The organism is Pseudomonas sp. NDM (assembly GCF_003105095.1).
Classification (GTDB): Bacteria; Pseudomonadota; Gammaproteobacteria; order Pseudomonadales; family Pseudomonadaceae; genus Aquipseudomonas; species Aquipseudomonas moraviensis_A.
In genome coordinates, this window is sequence record NZ_QETJ01000033.1 from 21,137 (window position 1) to 39,124 (window position 17,988).

Genomic DNA, 17,988 nt, shown 5'->3' on the forward strand with positions numbered 1-17,988 from the left:
GACGACCCGGTCTTTGATCAGACCGAGTAAGTCTTCCCGGTATGATTATTCAGCGAAATCACCTTGGTCTTGCCAATCCGGTGGCGGTAGATCTCGCGCAAATACTTGATCGACTTCTTCACGCAATCACGCGACAGGCGGATGTCATTGATCGAGACGAACTTGTCTTTGTCGTTGATCAGCTCGCGATACTTTTTCTCGTACATCGGTTTGATCGCGTACCAATTGGTGTCGAGGATCTTCGCCGGGTTTTCGAATTCGTTGAGCAGGTCGTCGATACGCGCTTCGTCGAAATCTTCCTGAATGATGAAGTCGAGAATCGAGTTGTCCAGCGTCTCGTCGAAACGGTACGGGTTCTTCGCGAAACAGCGCTTGATGAACGCCACGATCAAGGTCAGGAAATCGTCCGACAGGCATGGGCTCTTGGCGATCAGCGTGGTCAGCGACAGGTTGGCCGAAGCGCCGATCACCAGCGCGTAGCGCTTGAGCGTGGTGTTGGGGAACAGGCTGTTGAGGTGGGTCTTCAACCGGTTCAGGTCCATGTACGACAGCTTGTAGTCCTTCGGCAGCGAGACGATCGAGACCACCGACGAGCAGTTCTTGAAGAAGTGCAGGTCGTGCAGCGCGGCGGCGTCGTAACCGGAGTTCTTGTATTGCTCCAGCGAAGCGCGATAACGCTTGGATTCGATCGGCAGCAGGCTGATGCCTTCGATGGCCTGGGTGACCTTGTTGAAGTGCGGCAGGTCGATCGAACGGAAAAACAGATCGTCGATGTTCAAGCGCTGCGGCTCTTTATCGAAGACCTTGAACTTGTCGCTGCTCGGCGGCGGCGTTTCCGGCACCACCGACTCGGCGTAGGCAATCGCCACCGGGCCGGCCAGACTCATGAACAGGTCGTTGGCGTCCAGGCGGATGGTTTCGCCGATGTCGATGCCGGCGCGGCGGAAGTAGTTCTGGTCGTAGTCAGTGGTGACTGCCTGCGCCGTCAGAATGTTGAAGATCTGCTGGGAGATGTACTGGTTGGCGTGCTTCTCCATGGCATTGACATCAATGTTCTGGATGTTGCCGTCATCGCTTTCTTCGGCGTAACGCATGATGTCGTTGGAGATCAGCATCATCGCGTTCCACGGGCGGATACGCCCCATGACGCTGGCTTCGCTGCTGTCCTCGTTGGCGAAGTTGTAGGAGAAATCCCACTCCTCCGACAGGTATTTGCACAACAGGCGCCCGGCGTTGATGTGCAGGGCTTCGGACATTTCGCTGCGGTGATCGGAAATGTTCGGCAGCACGCAAATGCCGCTGGTGAAGATCGGTTCGAACACAAACGAATGGCCGCTCTTGCCGTCGTGCTCGTCCATCGGTTTGGTATCGAAGGTCTTGTTCATGTACGAGTGCTGCTGCGCCAGACCGAACTCCGAGGCCATGCCGGAACCGGTACCGCCGCCGGCACTGAAGATCGAGAAGTACAGGCGCGACTGGTTGGCCTTGATCCCGCAGCTGTCGATCAGGTACGAGTGGATCATTTTCCAGTCAGGGCTGGAGAAGCGCTGGGTGTCCTTGTTGAGGATGATCTTCGCCAGGTACTGGCCGAGGATCGGCGCGTTACCGGCGCCGCCGGCGTGGACTTCGGACAAGTCCATGATCTTCATTTTGCTGTAGTCGCGCAGGAAGCCGCTTTTCTCGCCCTTGCGCGAGAAACGGATGCGCCCGGCGATGTCCTTGTCGAGGTCGCCGAGCATCACCAGTGGTTCGACCAGGAATACCGGTTTGGTCGATTTGCTGGTGCCGATGCGCAGATTGTTCTTGATCCACTGCGCCGGGCTGTAGCCCTTGTCGGCCAGACGCCGGTCAGCCGGGCGGTCTTCGTTGTTGAATTCGTTGAGGTAGAACTTGCGCGCGTTGTACACCAGTTCCGCCACGTCGAGGGCGATGTTGGAGCCGCAGCGACCGAGGCCGATCAGGCACACCGAAGGAAATTCCTGGTCGCTGTGCTGCTCGTTGTCGCCTTCCAGATGCGCCGGGCGCGGAAATACCGAGTCGCGCAGACCGTCGAGGTTATCGAGGATGCGGTCGGTGTTGGTTTCGGTGAAGTACAGGTATTGCTGGGTCGACAGCGGGCGCGAAGGCTGCGCGGGTCGGGACAGTGACGCGCTGTTCGCGGCGGGGCTCAGGGTCAGATCGGCTGTTGCACTGGCGGGATTGTTTTTGGAGGTCATGGTGCGCCATTTACCTGGACTGGGTTGGCTCGCCGCACAGTGCCGGCGAACCTCACGGAATAAGATCTCGCGTCTTGTGTGCGCGAATACGGCCCGGGCGTCGTGGTGCTGGCTGCTTTGGTCGCCGGGCGGAATCCTTTCCTGATCGTTGATGAATCGGCCATGATTCGGTGATCTTTAATGGAAAAGAGGCAAAATGATGTCAACGCTACCTTCGTTGGGGTTTGCCGGAATCGGCCTGATGGGCCTGCCGATGTGCCAGCGTTTGCTGGCGGCGGGTTATCCGCTGACCGTGTGGAACCGCAACCCGGACAAGTGCGCACCGCTGGTTGCGGTCGGCGCCCGGCAAGTGACGAGCCCCGCCGAACTGTGTGCGCACGCTGACATCGTCATGCTTTGTCTGGCCGATACTGCCGTGGTGCGTGACGTGGTGTTTGGCGCTGGCGGTGTCGCCGAAGGTGCGAAAAACGGCCAGCTGTTGGTGGATTTCTCCAGCCTTGAACCGACCGCGACTCGCGAGATGGCCGCAGCGCTGGCCGAGAAAACCGCCATGGCCTGGCTCGATTCACCGGTGTCCGGCGGCGTGGCGGGGGCCGAGGCCGGCAGTCTGGCGATCATGGTCGGCGGTGCGGCGGCGGAGCTCGAACGGGTACGCCCGGTGCTACTCAACCTGGGTCAGCGCGTCACGCACATGGGCGGCATCGGCGCCGGGCAGGTGACCAAGGCGTGCAACCAGATGATCGTTGCCTGCAATGCGCTGGTGATCGCCGAAGTGGTGGCGTTGGCCGAGCAGGCCGGGGTCGATGCCCGTCTGATCGCCGAAGCGCTGGCCGGTGGTTTCGCCGATTCGAAGCCGTTGCAGATCCTCGCCCCGCAAATGGCCGAGAGCCGTTTCGAGCCGATCAAATGGCACGTGCGCACGCTGCTCAAGGATCTCGACACGGCGGTGAAATTTTCCCGCGAACAGGGTTCGGCGACGCCAATCAGCGGATTGGCCGCACAATTGATGCGCCTGCATGGGGCGCAAGGCTTTTTAGCGCAGGATCCAGCGACACTGGTGCAAATGTATCGCGGGCCAGACTCAGAGGATTGATCCCGAGCACGGGTTTGCGCTGGTTGATTTCATCGAGCACCGCGCGCAGTTCGTCCAGCGGCACCGGGCGGCTGAGCAGATAGCCCTGAATGAAATCGCAGCCCGAACGCTCGAGAAACTCATATTGCTCCAGGCTTTCGACGCCTTCTGTGACCACTTGCAGATGCAGGGTATGCGCCATGACGATGATCGCCTGGACGATCTCCATGTCCGCCGTGGCGGTGGGAATATCGAGGATGAACGAGCGATCGATCTTCAGAGTATTCAGCGGCAGGCGCTTGAGGTAGGCCAGCGATGAGTAGCCGGTGCCGAAATCATCGATCGACAGCGACACGCCGAGGGCACGGATCTGCCGCAGCAGTACCAGGGTGTTGGCGATATTGCCCATCAAAGCGTTTTCGGTAACCTCCAGTTCAAGGCGTTCCGGCGCTACCCCGGCGGTGCGCAACGCGTGTTCGATCTCCTCGGCCAGCTCTTCCCGCGCCAGATTCAGTGGCGAGCAGTTCCAGGCGATTTTCAATTCTGCACAACCATGCCGCGACAGTTCGCCAAGATCCTTGCAGGCGCGGCGCAGCACCCAGTTGTCCAGTTCGGCGATCAGACCGTTGTTCTCGGCGATACCGATAAAGCGATCGGGCGTGAGCAAGCCGTGAAGCGGATGCTGCCAGCGGATCAGCGCTTCGAGCTTGGTCACACGCCCGGTTTTCAGTTCGAAGATCGGCTGGTAGTAAAGCATCAGCGCGTTGTCTTCCCGTAGCGCGCCGCGCAGTTCTTCTTCCAGTTGCAGCTCACAACTGGCGCGGGTCTTCAGGCTGGAATTGAAGAAATGCAAGCCATTGCGCCCGGCGCCCTTGGATTGGTACAGCGCCAGGTCGGCGTGCTTGAGCAGCTCTTCGCAGGTGGTGCCGTCTTCGGGAAACAGGCTGATGCCGATGCTGGTGGTCATCACCATGCGCCGCCCCGCCAGTTCGATCGGCTCTTTCATCTTGTGCATGATGCGCTGCGCCATGCCGCGCGCCTCTTCGCGGTCGCGCAGGCTGATAAGGATGCAGAACTCATCGCCGCCGAACCGCGCGACCACGTCTTCGTGGCTGCGCACCGAGCTCTTGATGTGTTGGGCGATGACTTTGAGCAGCGCATCCCCAGCATCATGGCCGAGGCTGTCGTTGATGCGCTTGAAATGGTCGATGTCGAGAAACATCACCGCGAGCATGCCACCTTCGCTGGTTTTCTGGCTGAGCTTCTCGGCGAACATCTGGTTAAAGCCACGGCGGTTGATCAGGTTGGTCAGCGCGTCGTAATTGGCCGCTTGCTGCAGGGACATGCGCGCCTGATCGAGCTGGCTGAGCAGGGCGTTGACCCGGCGCAGATCGTTGTCCTTGTTTTGCAGTTTCTTGTCGGCGAGGGCGGCGCTGATCGCACTGCCGAGGATCAACAGGATGATCAGCGCCACGGTCAGGCCCAGTTGCAGATGCCCGGTTTCGCCGCCGCTCGCTGCCAGAGCGCCTTCGGGAAGCACCAGATCCAGGGCAGCCATGCCGGTGAAGTGCATGCTGATGATGCCGGCACCGAGGATCAGCGCCGCGCTGTACTTGAGCAATTGGTGCGCGACGCCGCTGCCTTCGCTCAGATAACGCGCCACCCACAGCGCGGCGAAACTCGCGCCGATGGCAATCAGCACCGACAGCGCGAACAGTCCTGGCTGATAGTAGGCGGTGGCGCTCGACTTCATCGCTGCCATGCCGACGTAATGCATCCCCGCGATGCCCAAGCCGATGACGAACGCAGTTTTGAGACAATGCAATGCGCTTGGCTGGACCTCGCTCAGAGTGTGCATGGCCAGCCATGAGGCGAGCAGGGCGATCAGCAAAGAGAAAAGGGTGATGCCGAGGTCGTACTGAATGTCGATCGCTGTCTGGAAAGCCAGCATGCCAATGAAGTGCATGGCCCAGATGCCGCCGGCCAGGCACGTCGCGCCGATCCAGCGCCAGATCCGCCGCGATCCCGGATCTTCGGCATGCACGACGCGCTCAGCCATGTCGAGGGTGGCGAAGCTCGCCGCGCAGGCGACCAGATAGGCCACCAGCACCAGCAAGGGATTGTGACTGCAATCGAGGAGTATCTGCCCGCTCGCCGGCAGCTCGGCAACAAACTGCAAACCAAGCCACTCCATAGCGTGCCCCGTCTCGGATTCATCTGGCCCGTGCGTCAATCCAACGCAGGCGAATGCAAGGAGTATAGAGGCGGTTTCCAAGCTGCAAGGCGTAGTGGCACATTGGTGGTAACGATTTTGCCATTAGCCTCATAGCGATTCGCGCTAAGGCTCAGGCAATGCGCTCCAGCGGCAGGTCGTTCCAGTGTGGCGGCAAGGGTGGCAAGCCGTGGGCGGCGCGGGCCTTGTCGCAGTCGGGGTTGTGCTCGCCGTTCTCCCATGACGCCTCGAACTCGCGGCAGGTGCTCGAGCGTTTGTCATAGATCGTGCAGGCCACAGCGCTGCCGACCTCACCCGCCAGAGACGTACAACGCGCCGGCTTGCGGTCGGTGCCGATCATCGCCACTCGGCTCGGGGTGATCTGTGCGACCAGTTCATCGGGCACCGTCCCGCCAGCGGATGAGCACTCACCCCAGAAAAAAGACACGCGAAAATGGGAACAGCAGGCACCGCAATTCAGACACGGACTGGCTTCGGACATGGGCGGGGGTATCAAAGGGATTGATCGGAAGATCCGGACGGATCCGGCGGCCATTCTAGGCGTTGCCATGGCGTTGGGAAGGGGGGCGCGAAACTATTTTTTTGTCGCCGGATTTTGCCGGAAAAGCCCCGTATGGCGGGGGATTCCAGACTTATCAAGGGCTTACGTTTCGTTACACTGCGATGGGCCGATATCAGGCTGACGAATGATGACAGACAGTCCCCGCGCGCCTGACTAGATTGCAGGTTCCGGGCTCGACGCGCTGGCAGTGAAGCCCTCATAACAATAAAGAGACGGACCCATGCAGAACTCGACCCAAGCGGCGAATGCCTGGCGCATTCTGTTCCTGCTGTTCCTCGCCAACCTGTTCAATTTCTTCGACCGCACCATCCCGGCGATCATCATCGAACCGATCCGCATGGAATGGCACCTCAGCGACTTTCAGCTGGGCATCATCGGCACCGCGTTCACCGTGGTTTATGCGATTGCCGGCCTGCCGCTGGGGCGCATGGCCGACACCGGTTCGCGCAGCAAACTGATGGGCTGGGGCCTGGCGACGTGGAGCGCGCTGACCGCCGTCAACGGTCTGGTCGGCAGTTTCTGGAGCTTCCTGATCGTGCGCATGGGCATCGGCATCGGTGAGGCCAGTTACGCACCAGCGGCGAACTCGTTGATCGGTGACCTGTTTCCCGCACACCGTCGGGCACGGGCGATGGGCATCTTCATGCTCGGCCTGCCGCTGGGGCTGCTGCTGGCGTTCTTCACCATCGGCGCAATGGTCAAGGCCTTCGACAGCTGGCGCGCGCCGTTCTTCATTGCCGCCGTGCCGGGGCTGATCCTCGCGGTTTTCATGTTCTTCATCAAGGAGCCGAAACGCGGTGCGGCTGAAACCGTGCAGGTCTCGCAAGAGAGGGTCGACAAGCCGATCCGTCGCGTCCTCGCCGTGCCGACTTTCCTGTGGCTGGTGATGGCCGGGCTGTGCTTCAACTTCGCCACCTATGCCTGCAACTCGTTTCTGGTGCCGATGCTGCAGCGCTATTTCCTCATGCCGTTGCAGGAGGCGGCGGTGGCCACCGGATTTATCGTCGGCGTCACCGGGCTGGTCGGGCTGACTCTCGGCGGCTGGATCGCCGACAAGATTCATCAGCGCTTCGCCAGTGGGCGCCTGTTGTTTGCGGCGTTCAGTCTGATCATCTCGACCTTGTGCACGGCGTGGGCGCTGCATGCCGGACGCGTCGAGATCGGCGTGTTCGTTGCGGTGTTCAGCGTCGGCTGGCTGTTCGCCTACAACTTCTACACCTGCGTGTACACGGCGATTCAGGACGTGGTCGAACCGCGCCTGCGGGCGACGGCGATGGCGTTGTTCTTTGCCGGTCTGTATTTGCTGGGGGGCGGGTTAGGGCCGGTAGTCGTCGGTGGGCTGTCGGATCACTTCGCGCACACGGCGATGCTGTCGGCGGGCGCTGAGCAGATGACCGAAGCGTTCAAGGCAGTCGGTCTGCATGACGCGATGTACCTGATTCCGGTCGCGCTGTTTTTGACCATGGTCTTTCTGTTTCTGGCATCGCGCTGTTTCGTGCGGGATGCGCAGCGGATGAAGGACGGGTTGGTGGCGGTGGTTGAGCCAGAAATTTCTGCGGCGACTGCTTAAGATCAAAAGATCGCAGCCTTCGGCAGCTCCTACAGGAGGAACGCATTCTCCCTGTAGGAGCTGCCGAAGGCTGCGATCTTTTGCTTTTTGCTTCTGAAATAAAAAAGGCCCGCATCACTGCGGGCCTGTTTGTTTTCAGCGGTGGAGCAGGGCGGTTAGCCCGCCACCAGCACCCGAATCGCTTCCAGGCGCAATGCCGCTTTGTCCAGCATCGCCAGACCCTGTTCACGCTGAGTGCGCAAGGCTTCCAGTTCGCTGTCGCGCACGGTCGGGTTGACCGCTTGCAACGCGGTCAGGCGCGCCAGTTCTTCGTCGGTGTCGGCGGCCAGACGGCGGCGCGCTTCGGCCACACGTTCGGCGTGACGCGGGGCGATCTTTTCTTCGCCGGCGTTGATCCGAGGTGTCAGCTGATCGCGCTGGGCCTGGATGAACTTGTTGGCGCTGGCGCGCGGCACGCTTTCCAGCTGGTCGTTGAGGGTTTCGAAGGAGACCCGTGGCGACAGGTCATTGCCATTGGCGTCGAGCAGGCAGCGCAGTGCCGCCGGTGGCAGGTAGCGCCCCAGTTGCAGCGAACGCGGTGCGACCACTTCGCTGACGTAGAGCAATTCCAGCAACACGGTGCCCGGTTTCAGCGCCTTGTTCTTGATCAGCGCGACGGCGGTGTTACCCATCGAGCCGGACAGCACCAGGTCCATGCCGCCCTGCACCATCGGATGTTCCCAGGTGATGAACTGCATGTCCTCGCGCGACAGCGCCTGGTTGCGGTCGTAGGTGATGGTCACGCCTTCGTCGTCGCCCAGCGGGAAACTGGCGTCGAGCATCTTTTCACTCGGCTTGAGGATCAGGGCGTTTTCCGAATGGTCTTCGCTGTCGATGCCGAACGCGTCGAACAGGGTTTCCATGTAGATCGGCAGGGCGAACTGGTCGTCCTGCTCGAGGATCGCCTCGACCAGCGCTTCACCTTCGCCAGCGCCGCCGGAATTGAGTTCCAGCAGACGGTCGCGACCGGTGTGCAGCTCGGCTTCGAGACGTTCACGCTCGGCACGCGCTTCGTCGATCAGCGCTTGCCACTCGCCGTCGTCCGCTTCTTCGAGCAGCGGCAGCAGGCGCGGGCCGAACTGATGCTGCAAGGCGTTGCCGGTCGGGCAGGTATTGAGGAACGCGTTGAGCGCTTCGTGGTACCACTGGAACAGGCGCTGTTGCGGACTGGTTTCCAGGTACGGCACGTGCAGTTCGATGATGTGCTTCTGGCCGATCCGGTCGAGACGACCGATGCGCTGCTCGAGCAGGTCCGGGTGCGACGGCAGATCGAACAGCACCAGATGGTGAGCGAACTGGAAGTTGCGACCTTCACTGCCGATTTCCGAGCAGATCAGCACCTGTGCGCCGAACTCTTCGTCTGCGAAGTAGGCGGCGGCGCGGTCGCGCTCAAGGATGTTCATGCCTTCGTGGAACACCGTGGCCGGGATGCCGGAACGCACGCGCAGGGCGTCTTCCAGGTCCATCGCGGTTTCGGCGTGGGCGCAGATCACCAGCACTTTGGTGCGCTTGAGCATTTTCAGCTGATCGATCAGCCACTCGACGCGCGGATCGAACTTCCACCAGCGCTCCTCTTCACTGGCGTCCGGCTGCGCCTGGAAGCTGACTTCCGGATACAGCTCGGCGTGTTCGCCCAGTGGCAGTTCGAGGTATTCGGCCGGGCACGGCAGCGGGTACGGATGCAGTTTGCGCTCCGGGAAACCCTGCACCGCGGCACGAGTGTTGCGGAACAGCACGCGGCCGGTGCCATGGCGATCAAGCAGTTCACGGACCAGGCGCGCACTGGCTTCTGTGTCGCCATCGTTGACCGCGGTCAGCAGCGCTTCGCCTTCGTTGCCGAGGAAACCGTGAATGGTTTTGTGCGCTTCGGCCGAGAGACGGCCCTTGTCGAGCAGTTCCTGCACGGCTTCGGCCACCGGGCGATAGTTCTCGCTCTCGGCGCGGAACGCGGCCAGGTCGTGGAAACGGTTCGGGTCGAGCAGGCGCAGACGGGCGAAGTGACTGTCCTGACCGAGTTGTTCCGGGGTCGCGGTGAGCAGCAGCACGCCGGGAATCACTTCGGCCAGTTGTTCGACCAGCGAATATTCCGCGCTGGCCTTGTCTTCGTGCCACACGAGATGATGCGCTTCATCGACCACCATCAGATCCCAACCGGCGGCGAACAAGGCGTCCTGCGCCTTCTCGTCATCGACCAGCCACTCCAGCGCAACCAGCGCCAGTTGCGTGTCTTCGAACGGGTTGGTGGCATCGCTCTCGATGAAGCGTTCTTCGTCGAACAGCGCGACCTGCAGGTTGAAACGGCGGCGCATCTCCACCAGCCATTGATGCTGGAGGTTTTCCGGGACCAGGATCAGCACGCGATTGGCGCGGCCCGAGAGCAACTGGCGGTGGATGACCAGACCGGCCTCGATGGTTTTACCCAGGCCCACTTCGTCCGCCAGCAGTACACGCGGGGCGATACGGTCGGCGACTTCACGGGCGATGTGCAACTGGTGCGCGATCGGCTGCGCCCGCACGCCGCCCAGGCCCCACAGCGAGGACTGCAACTGGCGGCTGGTGTGTTCAAGGGTGTTGTAGCGCAGGGAGAACCACGGCAGCGGATCGATCTGCCCGGCGAACAGACGGTCGCTGGCCAGGCGGAACTGAATGAAGTTCGACAGCTGGGTTTCCGGCAGAGTGACGACTTCGTTCTGCCCGTTGAGGCCGTGATAGACCATCAGCCCGTCGACGTCGTCGACCTGCTGCACAGTCATCTTCCAGCCTTCGAAATGGGTGATGGAGTCGCCGGGCGAGAACCGCACACGGGTCAGGGGCGCATTCCGTAGCGCGTACTGGCGGGTCTCGCCAGTGGCCGGGTAAAGCACGGTCAACAAGCGGCCGTCCTGTGCCAGAACGGTGCCTAAACCAAGCTCTGCTTCGCTGTCACTGATCCAGCGTTGCCCCGGTTGATACTGCTGCGCCATGCTGCCTGACTCCCACCTTGAAAAAGCGGGCTATCTTAACGGAATGACGGCTTCAGGGCCAAAGATTACTGGCGTAGGAGCTGCCGAAGGCTGCGATCTTTTGATCTTTGGGAACACTTGGGTTTTGCGTTGTCCCATGAAAGATCGCAGCCTGCGGCAGCTCCTACGGGTGCGAGGTGCATCACACAATTACGACAGGCGGCTCAAGGCGCCTGCACCCCAGCCGATAGCCTGCAGACAGGAGACCTTTATATGTTGCCACCGATGCTCCCCTTGAGCGCTGTGCCGATCACTTCCCAGCAGGATCCGATCCGCCAGCGGCCGGACATTCCGCCTGTGGTGCCGGTGCAGGAAAGCTCCAACGAAAGCACGATCGATCTGCAGAAGCGTGATCCGGAAGAGGATCGGCTGCTCGCCCGCGAGGAACAACGCCGTCAGCAGGAACGTGATCGTCGGCGCCGCGAGGCGGACGAAGATCCTGAAGAGCATCTGGCCGTGCCGGGCACCGAGCTGAACGCTGACAATACCGTGCCAGTGGTGCCGCTGATTGACGATCAGCCGCGTCAGGGGCTGTGGGTCGACATCGAGATTTGAGCTGTCACTGGTCAGCGCCAGCGCCACGCGGCATGATTGGCGCAATCCTGCCGGTGATCGGCAGCTGTGATCTCTTTTGCGATGTGCCGAACGCCATGAGCCAAGACGACAAACTGATCGACCTCAACACCGAACGCGCCAAGCGTGTGCATGACCTCAACGAAAAGCGCCTGAACGAAGTGCGCAACGCCTTCGAGCAGGCGATGCCGTTGGGAAAAACCAAGAAAAAGTCGAAGAACAAACCGAAAAAGCGTTGATCTCCCGCCGCATCCATTGATGCAGGTCAGTTATTTCCCCTCCTTTGATTCCCTTCCTTGCGGATATTGATCCTGGTCAATGTGCGCGCCTGTGTGTTTGCTAATTTGAACCCATCGCAGCAAAGCAGGGCCAGGAGGCCAGTCATGTTTTTCGATAACGTGGTGTTTGCCGGGGTTCTGACGGTGGGGCTCATGGTGCTGTTTTTTGCAGGGTTTGGATTTTTTATCTGGAAGGATGCGCATAAGCGGCGCAAGTGAGTTCTTCGGGATTTGATGGGCACGCAAGGCATTTTGGGGCGACTTCGGTTGCCCCTTTTTTTTTGGTCGTGGCGGCCTGTGGGCCGACCAGGCTCTGGTTGGTTTGGGTGAATATCCGGATGTTTCGCTGCGGCGGCTGGCGGTTTCGCCCTTACGGCGAGGCACTTTTTCCAGACGCCGAAAAAGTACCCAAAAAGGCTTGCTCCTGCGTTCGGCCCTCGCAGGCTCGGGTTCCTTCGCTGCGGGATCGATCCGGGCGCAGCGGCTCCGGTTTGCTTCGCTGCACCTCCTTCCGCTGTGTCTGGCTGCGCCAGACGGTCGCTGCGCTCCCACGCCCGGATCAATCCCTCCGCTCAGCCTTCCGAAGTCGCCCGTGGATCAAGATCAAGAGCACTCGAGCTAACGCTCATTGTTGAGTGGTGAAAAGCGTGTGGTGTGCTTTGGATCTGTGTTGGATTCGCCCCTCACCCCAGCCCTCTCCCGAGGGAGAGGGAGCCGATTTGCGGGTTTTTCAGAATCTGCATTCGACTCGGTATCTCACGTCAGCGTATTTCGCCTAAACACCTCGGTCAGTCCCCTCTCCCTCTGGGAGAGGGCTAGGGTGAGGGGCTCTCGATTTGGCTTTGGCTTTGGCTTTGGCTCTTGCTCTTGATCTTTTGCCCCTTCGGCAGGCTTCGTTACGGGATTGATCCGGGGGTGGGAGCGCAGCGACCGTACGACGCAGTCGTACACAGCGAGTGTAGGTGCAGCGGAGCAAACCGGAGCCGCTGCGCCCGGATCGATCCCGTAACGAAGGTACCCCGAGCCCCAGCGAGCGGGCCGTACGCCGGGGCAAAGCCTTTTGGGTTACCTTTTCGGCGTTTGGAAAAGGTGACTCGCTGTAAGAGCGAAACCATAAGAAGCCGTTACCGCAGCAACGGATATACACACAAACTCAAAACCAAAAAAAGGCGCGATTCCAAAGAATCGCGCCTCCTTCACAAGCAGCAATCGATCAACTACCCAAAGCCTTCGAAGCCAACCAGAACAACCCGGCCGACAGCGCCACAGTCGCCGGCAGGGTCAACACCCAGGCCAGCAGAATAGTCTTCACCGTGCCACCCTGCAGGCCGCTTTTATTGGCAACCATGGTCCCGGCGACACCCGAAGACAGCACGTGAGTGGTCGACACCGGCAGGCTGAAAATATTGGCCATGCCGATAAGACTGGCCGTGGTGATCTGCGCCGACATGCCCTGCGAATAGGTCATGCCCTGTTTGCCGATCTTCTCGCCAATGGTCAGCACCACGCGCTTCCAGCCCACCATGGTGCCCAGGCCCAGCGCCAGGGCGACCGCCAGAATCACCCAGAACGGCGCGTATTCGGTGGTGGTGGTCAGGTCCTTGCGCAGCTTGTCGAGGTCAGCCTTTTCACGGGCTTCCAGGCCAGGCAATTTGCCGACTTTCTTCGCCGTGTCGTCCAGGCAGAGCAGGTAGCGACGCACTTCGATGCGGCTTTCCGACGACAGCGAATGGTAGTCCGCTACGCCTTTAAGCGTGTGCAGCAGAGCGGTGATGGTCGGTTCGGTCTGCTGCGGGTTGCAGCGGAATTTCTCCGGCAGGTCGCCTTCCACGCTCTTGCCCAGGGCCAGGAACTCACCCAGCGAATCGGCGTTGCGCTGGTAGAACTGGCTCAGGTGCAGGGTCGCGTCGCGGGTGCGTTCGATCTGGTAGGTGGTGCTGTTCAGATCAAGCACGAACTGCGCCGGTACGATACCGATCAGCACCAGCATGATCAGGCCGATGCCTTTCTGGCCGTCGTTGGAACCGTGCACGAAGCTCACGGCCATGGCCGAGATCACCAGGACCAGACGGTTCCAGAACGGCGGGTGTTTCTTGTCGTCGATCTTGCGGCGCTGTTCCGGCGTCTTGTGCATCTTCGACAGCGGGCGCCACCACTTCAGGCCGATCAGCACCAGCGCGGCGATGAGGAAGCCGGCCATCGGCGAGAACACCAGCGAGGCGCCGATATCGATCGCTTTCTGCCAGTTCACGCCATCGGCCAACGGGATGTCGTTGATCAGCGCGTTGGCCAGGCCGACACCGAGGATCGAGCCGATCAGGGTGTGCGAGCTGGAAGCCGGGATACCGAAGTACCAGGTGCCCAAATTCCAGGCGATTGCCGCGGCGAGCAACGAGAACACCATCGCCAGGCCATGGCCGGTGTTCACATTGATCAGCAGCTCAACCGGGAGCAGATGGACAATGGCATACGCCACACCCACGCCGCCCAGCAGCACGCCGAGGAAATTGAACACACCGGAAAAGAACACCGCCAGGTGCGGCGGCATGGCTTTGGTGTAGATAACAGTGGCTACCGCGTTAGCGGTGTCATGAAATCCATTGATGAACTCGAAGGCGAGGACAAACGTCAGGGCGAGCAAGAGGCTCACAAGCACCCAAGCATCCAGTCCGCTGAATAAATCGATCATGAAGGTTTTCTGACCCGGTCGTAAGGGGGCGCGATTATGCCAGAAAAGACAGGAAATCGATGCCCCGTCTGCTCACTGGTCTCACCCTTGTTCGATTTAATTTGTTGCAGGGCGTGAAAACCAGGCGTCACGAAGGGTTTTTCAACTATTTGATTTTTCTAGGGAAAATTGATTTTCAAGAGTGTTTTTCCGGCGCTTTGGCGCCTCAAACGTTTGTCTGAAATATCTCTGAAACCTGTGGGACGTTCGTTCTTGAGCCACACAATAGCGATGCAGCCGCTGCCCGCGGGTAGCGGGCGCGCGAGGTGTCGTCTTGCCACCGCGCTGAGGCTCGGGTGGACGCCGACTTTGGAATGTTCAGCAGCCGTGGCTCATGGCTCTTCGGCTTTGAGTTCCTTCTCGATTTTTTCGATTTCCTGCTTGAACACCTGTTCCTGAACGGTAGGGCGCTTGCGCCATGCCTTGCGTTCCGGTTCCGGCTGAGCGGCGTAGGTGGTGACTTCCCCGCCGTAAACTTCCTTGTAACGTTGTTCCTGGCGCTCTAGTTCCGCGCGCAGTTCGTCTTTCGTCACGGTGTTACCTGTATGAGTTGAATTGAATATCCGGTGAAACACACTGCAACGAGTCAATTGAGCGAACCCGTCAGTCATCCACAGCCCGATCAGGCAGGGTGACATTGGAGAGGCGATCAAGACTTCCGTGTTACAGGTGGCTACGGCACCAGATAAAAACTGACGCAGCATCAGTTTCCTGTTTCAGCGAGCGCTGGCGTTGCATGTGTAATGGGCGCCGGGCGCTGGCCGGGGCTGAGACGAAGGGCCTCGTTCAGCAAGTCGCGGGCTTTGGATTAAAGCGCCGCGACTAGGGTGCATTATAGCGGTCGATTCGGGAATGACTATCTTTGCCAAGTTAAAAACGGTTCTGAATGTGTGACGGGTTTGTTGCTGGCAACTTTTGCCCATAGTTGAGTGTAACGACAGCGTTATAGAAACAGGCGTTCTGTTTTTGGCGCCATTAACTAGAACAACCAAGTTGTGAGCAGAATCGATAAAGGCGACTCAGGGCAATGGAAAGGCGCGCTGGGCTGGATTGCGATTATCGGTCAGCGGTTCGATAATCGCCCAATGTTGGTGCCCCGGCGCTTGTGCATCGCGTGGCGAGCCGTTTGACTAGGCATTGATGCGTGCCGGACAAGGACAAGAAATGAACGATCAAATGCGCAACTCCTTCACGTCGGTGGCGCCGCCCATCGTCGCCTCGCCGGCCAAGCGCATTCAGGCGCTGACCGGTGATCCGGATTTCATGACCTCGCTGGCCCGAGGCCTGGCGGTGGTGCAGGCATTTCAGGAACGCAAGCGTCACCTGACCATTGCACAGATCAGCCATCGCACGGAAATTCCCCGCGCCGCCGTGCGCCGTTGCCTGCACACGCTGATCAAGCTCGGCTACGCCACCACCGACGGCCGTACCTATTCGTTGCTGCCGAAGGTGCTGACCCTCGGTCACGCCTATTTGTCCTCGACGCCGCTGGCGGTGTCCGCCCAGCCCTATCTCGACCGCATGAGCGAGCAACTGCACGAAGCCTGCAACATGGCGACGCTGGAGGGCGATGACATTCTCTACATTGCCCGCTCGGCGACCACGCAGCGGTTGATCTCGGTAGACCTTTCGGTCGGCGGGCGTCTCCCTGCGTATTGCACGTCGATGGGCCGGATTCTGTTGGCAGCGCTGGATGACACGTCGCTGGGCGAATACCTCGACCACGCTGAACTCGTCGCCAAGACCAGCCGCACCATTCACACGCCCGACGCTTTGCTTGAGTGTTTGCAGCAAGTGCGTCAGCAGGGCTGGTGCATTGTCGATCAGGAACTGGAACAGGGCCTGCGCTCGATCGCCGTGCCGGTGTACGACGCCTCCGGGCAAGTGGTCGCGGCGCTGAATGTCAGCACCCACGCCGGCCGGGTCAGTCGCGCCGAGTTGGAGCAGCGCTTTCTGCCGGGCCTGCTCAGCGCCAGTCGCGACCTCAGTGCGCAGTTGTTCGCCTGAGGAAGCTGTTCGATAAACGCACAGTGTTGCGTTTATCGAATTGACGCTAAAACCCTCGGATCATTAATGTCGCGGCAGCGTCATCCGGTGCTGACGTGTATGAGCCCGCCGGACTGTCGACCACGATAATAATGACAAGAGGCAACTCACCATGCGCCCGATCCCCGTCTGTCTGTGTTTCACCCGTTGTTGCCGGGTCCCGCGCAACGCCTGATTACAACCTTCTAATCTTGTGACCGTGCCGTGCTCTGGCCGGCCGCCGTTCGACTGCGTTTTTTGCGTGGAATAAAAATAATGAACCAGCCTCAGTCCGCTGTGGGTAACTGCCTCGATGTGCAGACCTTCATCAACGCCCAACCGATCTCGCGCTATCAGTGGCGGGTGGTGATCCTGTGTTTCCTGATCGTATTTCTCGATGGTCTCGACACTGCCGCCATGGGCTTCATCGCCCCGGCGCTGTCGCAGGACTGGGGTATCGATCGCGCCAGCCTCGGCCCGGTGATGAGTGCCGCGCTGATCGGCATGGTCTTCGGTGCCCTCGGCTCCGGCCCTCTGGCTGACCGCTTCGGACGAAAAGTCGTACTCGTTGGCGCGGTGATTCTGTTCGGCGGCTTCAGTCTGGCCTCGGCGTACAGCACCAACGTCGAACAACTGCTGGTGTTGCGCTTCCTGACCGGGCTCGGTCTCGGTGCGGGCATGCCCAACGCCACCACGCTGCTCTCGGAATACACCCCGGAGCGCAAGAAGTCGCTGCTGGTGACGAGCATGTTCTGCGGCTTCAACCTCGGCATGGCCGGCGGTGGTTTCATCTCGGCAAAACTGATCCCGGCGTTCGGCTGGCACGCCTTGCTGATGATCGGCGGGATCCTGCCGCTGATCCTCGCGGTTGTGCTGCTGTTCTGGCTGCCGGAATCGGCGCGTTATCTGGTGGTGCGCAACCGTGGCACCGACAAAGTGCGCAAGACCCTGGCACCGATCGATCCGATCACCGTCGCTCAGGCTTCGAGCTTCAGTGTGCCGGAACAGAAAACCGTCAAGGCGCGCAATGTCTTCGCGGTGATTTTCTCCGGTACTTACAGCACTGGCACGCTGCTGTTGTGGCTGACCTATTTCATGGGCCTGGTGATCGTCTACCTGCTGACCAGTTGGTTGCCGACGCTGATGCGCGACAGCGGCGCGAGCATGGAGCAGGCTGCGTTCATCGGTGCGTTGTTCCAGTTCGGCGGCGTGTTGAGTGCGGTCGCGGTGGGCTGGGCGATGGACCGCTTCAATCCGCACAAGGTCATCGGCATTTTCTACCTGCTTGCCGGGGTATTTGCCTACGCGGTAGGGCAGAGCCTGGGCAACATCACCTTGCTGGCGACGCTGGTGCTGGTGGCGGGCATGTGTGTGAACGGCGCGCAATCGGCGATGCCGTCGCTGGCAGCCCGCTTCTACCCGACTCAGGGCCGCGCGACCGGGGTGTCGTGGATGCTCGGCATCGGCCGCTTTGGCGCGATCCTCGGCGCGTGGATGGGCGCGACTTTGCTCGGCCTGGGCTGGAATTTCGAGCAGGTGCTGACCGCACTGGTGATCCCGGCCGGCCTGGCAACGGCGGCGGTGCTGATCAAGGGCGTGGTCAGTCACGCCGATGCCACCTGATATTTTCATTTAGAGCGAAAAGATCGCAGCCTTCGGCAGCTCCTACAGGGGAATGCATTTCAAATGT

The 17,988-nt window shown here is 60.5% G+C and carries 13 protein-coding genes; 7 read left to right on the forward strand and 6 right to left on the reverse strand.

Annotated features, from left to right (window positions below; translation table 11 throughout):
* Nucleotides 1-17 precede the first annotated feature (17 nt).
* The gene (locus tag DCO47_RS10175; protein WP_042608200.1) at nt 18-2,216 is read right to left on the reverse strand and encodes a hypothetical protein; all 2,199 of its coding nucleotides are present in this window, start codon (nt 2,214-2,216) and stop codon (nt 18-20) included.
* Between the two features lie 196 nt (nt 2,217-2,412).
* Between DCO47_RS10175 and DCO47_RS10180 the strand changes: the two genes are divergently transcribed.
* Nucleotides 2,413-3,309, forward strand: a complete 897-nt coding sequence (locus DCO47_RS10180; protein ID WP_165839197.1) for an NAD(P)-dependent oxidoreductase — start codon at nt 2,413-2,415, stop codon at nt 3,307-3,309.
* On the opposite strand, the gene DCO47_RS10185 is transcribed toward DCO47_RS10180, so the two are convergent.
* The gene (locus DCO47_RS10185; protein WP_116658039.1) at nt 3,200-5,482 is read right to left on the reverse strand and encodes a bifunctional diguanylate cyclase/phosphodiesterase; all 2,283 of its coding nucleotides are present in this window, start codon (nt 5,480-5,482) and stop codon (nt 3,200-3,202) included. The genes DCO47_RS10180 and DCO47_RS10185 overlap by 110 nt on opposite strands.
* Nucleotides 5,483-5,633: 151 nt before the next feature.
* The gene (locus tag DCO47_RS10190) at nt 5,634-6,002 is read right to left on the reverse strand and encodes a YkgJ family cysteine cluster protein (protein WP_042608197.1); all 369 of its coding nucleotides are present in this window, start codon (nt 6,000-6,002) and stop codon (nt 5,634-5,636) included.
* Nucleotides 6,003-6,303: 301 nt separating this feature from the next.
* Here DCO47_RS10190 and DCO47_RS10195 point away from each other — a divergent pair, with 301 nt between their 5' ends.
* A complete protein-coding gene (locus tag DCO47_RS10195; protein WP_042608196.1) occupies nt 6,304-7,653 on the forward strand; it encodes an MFS transporter in 1,350 nt (449 codons plus the stop codon).
* Between the two features lie 155 nt (nt 7,654-7,808).
* Here DCO47_RS10195 and rapA read toward each other — a convergent pair whose 3' ends face one another.
* On the reverse strand, nt 7,809-10,655 hold the full coding sequence (gene rapA / locus DCO47_RS10200; protein WP_042608195.1) for an RNA polymerase-associated protein RapA: 2,847 nt from the start codon (nt 10,653-10,655) through the stop codon (nt 7,809-7,811).
* A 252-nt stretch (nt 10,656-10,907) separates the two neighbouring features.
* Between rapA and DCO47_RS10205 the strand changes: the two genes are divergently transcribed.
* The 3 genes from DCO47_RS10205 (at nt 10,908) to ccoM (ending at nt 11,764) form a co-directional block, all read left to right on the forward strand.
* Nucleotides 10,908-11,249 carry a hypothetical protein gene (locus DCO47_RS10205; RefSeq protein WP_024011931.1) on the forward strand — a complete coding sequence of 114 codons (342 nt, stop codon included), beginning with the start codon at nt 10,908-10,910 and terminating at the stop codon, nt 11,247-11,249.
* A gap of 95 nt (nt 11,250-11,344) precedes the next feature.
* Nucleotides 11,345-11,506, forward strand: a complete 162-nt coding sequence (locus DCO47_RS27020) for a hypothetical protein (protein ID WP_165839198.1) — start codon at nt 11,345-11,347, stop codon at nt 11,504-11,506.
* A 144-nt stretch (nt 11,507-11,650) separates the two neighbouring features.
* Nucleotides 11,651-11,764 (forward strand): cytochrome c oxidase subunit CcoM, encoded by a 114-nt coding sequence (ccoM, locus tag DCO47_RS27465; RefSeq protein WP_016771346.1) that lies wholly within the window; start codon nt 11,651-11,653, stop codon nt 11,762-11,764.
* Nucleotides 11,765-12,758: 994 nt separating this feature from the next.
* Here ccoM and DCO47_RS10215 read toward each other — a convergent pair.
* Both DCO47_RS10215 and DCO47_RS10220 read right to left on the reverse strand, forming a co-directional pair.
* The gene (locus DCO47_RS10215) at nt 12,759-14,234 is read right to left on the reverse strand and encodes an inorganic phosphate transporter (protein ID WP_042608193.1); all 1,476 of its coding nucleotides are present in this window, start codon (nt 14,232-14,234) and stop codon (nt 12,759-12,761) included.
* A gap of 371 nt (nt 14,235-14,605) precedes the next feature.
* On the reverse strand, nt 14,606-14,806 hold the full coding sequence (locus DCO47_RS10220) for a hypothetical protein (RefSeq protein ID WP_116658040.1): 201 nt from the start codon (nt 14,804-14,806) through the stop codon (nt 14,606-14,608).
* A 631-nt stretch (nt 14,807-15,437) separates the two neighbouring features.
* Between DCO47_RS10220 and pcaR the strand changes: the two genes are divergently transcribed.
* Both pcaR and DCO47_RS10230 read left to right on the forward strand, forming a co-directional pair.
* Entirely contained in the window at nt 15,438-16,280 is an 843-nt protein-coding gene (pcaR, locus tag DCO47_RS10225; RefSeq protein ID WP_016771343.1) for a pca regulon transcriptional regulator PcaR, read from the forward strand.
* A gap of 294 nt (nt 16,281-16,574) precedes the next feature.
* On the forward strand, nt 16,575-17,921 hold the full coding sequence (locus DCO47_RS10230) for an MFS transporter (protein ID WP_116658041.1): 1,347 nt from the start codon (nt 16,575-16,577) through the stop codon (nt 17,919-17,921).
* The last annotated feature ends 67 nt before the right edge of the window (nt 17,922-17,988 follow it).

Coding starts and splice junctions, on each gene's coding strand:
- DCO47_RS10175 (WP_042608200.1), bottom strand. CDS start 2,216: ATGACCTCCAAAAACAATCCCGCCAGTGCAACAGCCGATCTGACCCTG.
- DCO47_RS10180 (WP_165839197.1), top strand. CDS start 2,413: ATGATGTCAACGCTACCTTCGTTGGGGTTTGCCGGAATCGGCCTGATG.
- DCO47_RS10185 (WP_116658039.1), bottom strand. CDS start 5,482: ATGGAGTGGCTTGGTTTGCAGTTTGTTGCCGAGCTGCCGGCGAGCGGG.
- DCO47_RS10190 (WP_042608197.1), bottom strand. CDS start 6,002: ATGTCCGAAGCCAGTCCGTGTCTGAATTGCGGTGCCTGCTGTTCCCAT.
- DCO47_RS10195 (WP_042608196.1), top strand. CDS start 6,304: ATGCAGAACTCGACCCAAGCGGCGAATGCCTGGCGCATTCTGTTCCTG.
- rapA (WP_042608195.1), bottom strand. CDS start 10,655: ATGGCGCAGCAGTATCAACCGGGGCAACGCTGGATCAGTGACAGCGAA.
- DCO47_RS10205 (WP_024011931.1), top strand. CDS start 10,908: ATGTTGCCACCGATGCTCCCCTTGAGCGCTGTGCCGATCACTTCCCAG.
- DCO47_RS27020 (WP_165839198.1), top strand. CDS start 11,345: ATGAGCCAAGACGACAAACTGATCGACCTCAACACCGAACGCGCCAAG.
- ccoM (WP_016771346.1), top strand. CDS start 11,651: ATGTTTTTCGATAACGTGGTGTTTGCCGGGGTTCTGACGGTGGGGCTC.
- DCO47_RS10215 (WP_042608193.1), bottom strand. CDS start 14,234: ATGATCGATTTATTCAGCGGACTGGATGCTTGGGTGCTTGTGAGCCTC.
- pcaR (WP_016771343.1), top strand. CDS start 15,438: ATGAACGATCAAATGCGCAACTCCTTCACGTCGGTGGCGCCGCCCATC.
- DCO47_RS10230 (WP_116658041.1), top strand. CDS start 16,575: ATGAACCAGCCTCAGTCCGCTGTGGGTAACTGCCTCGATGTGCAGACC.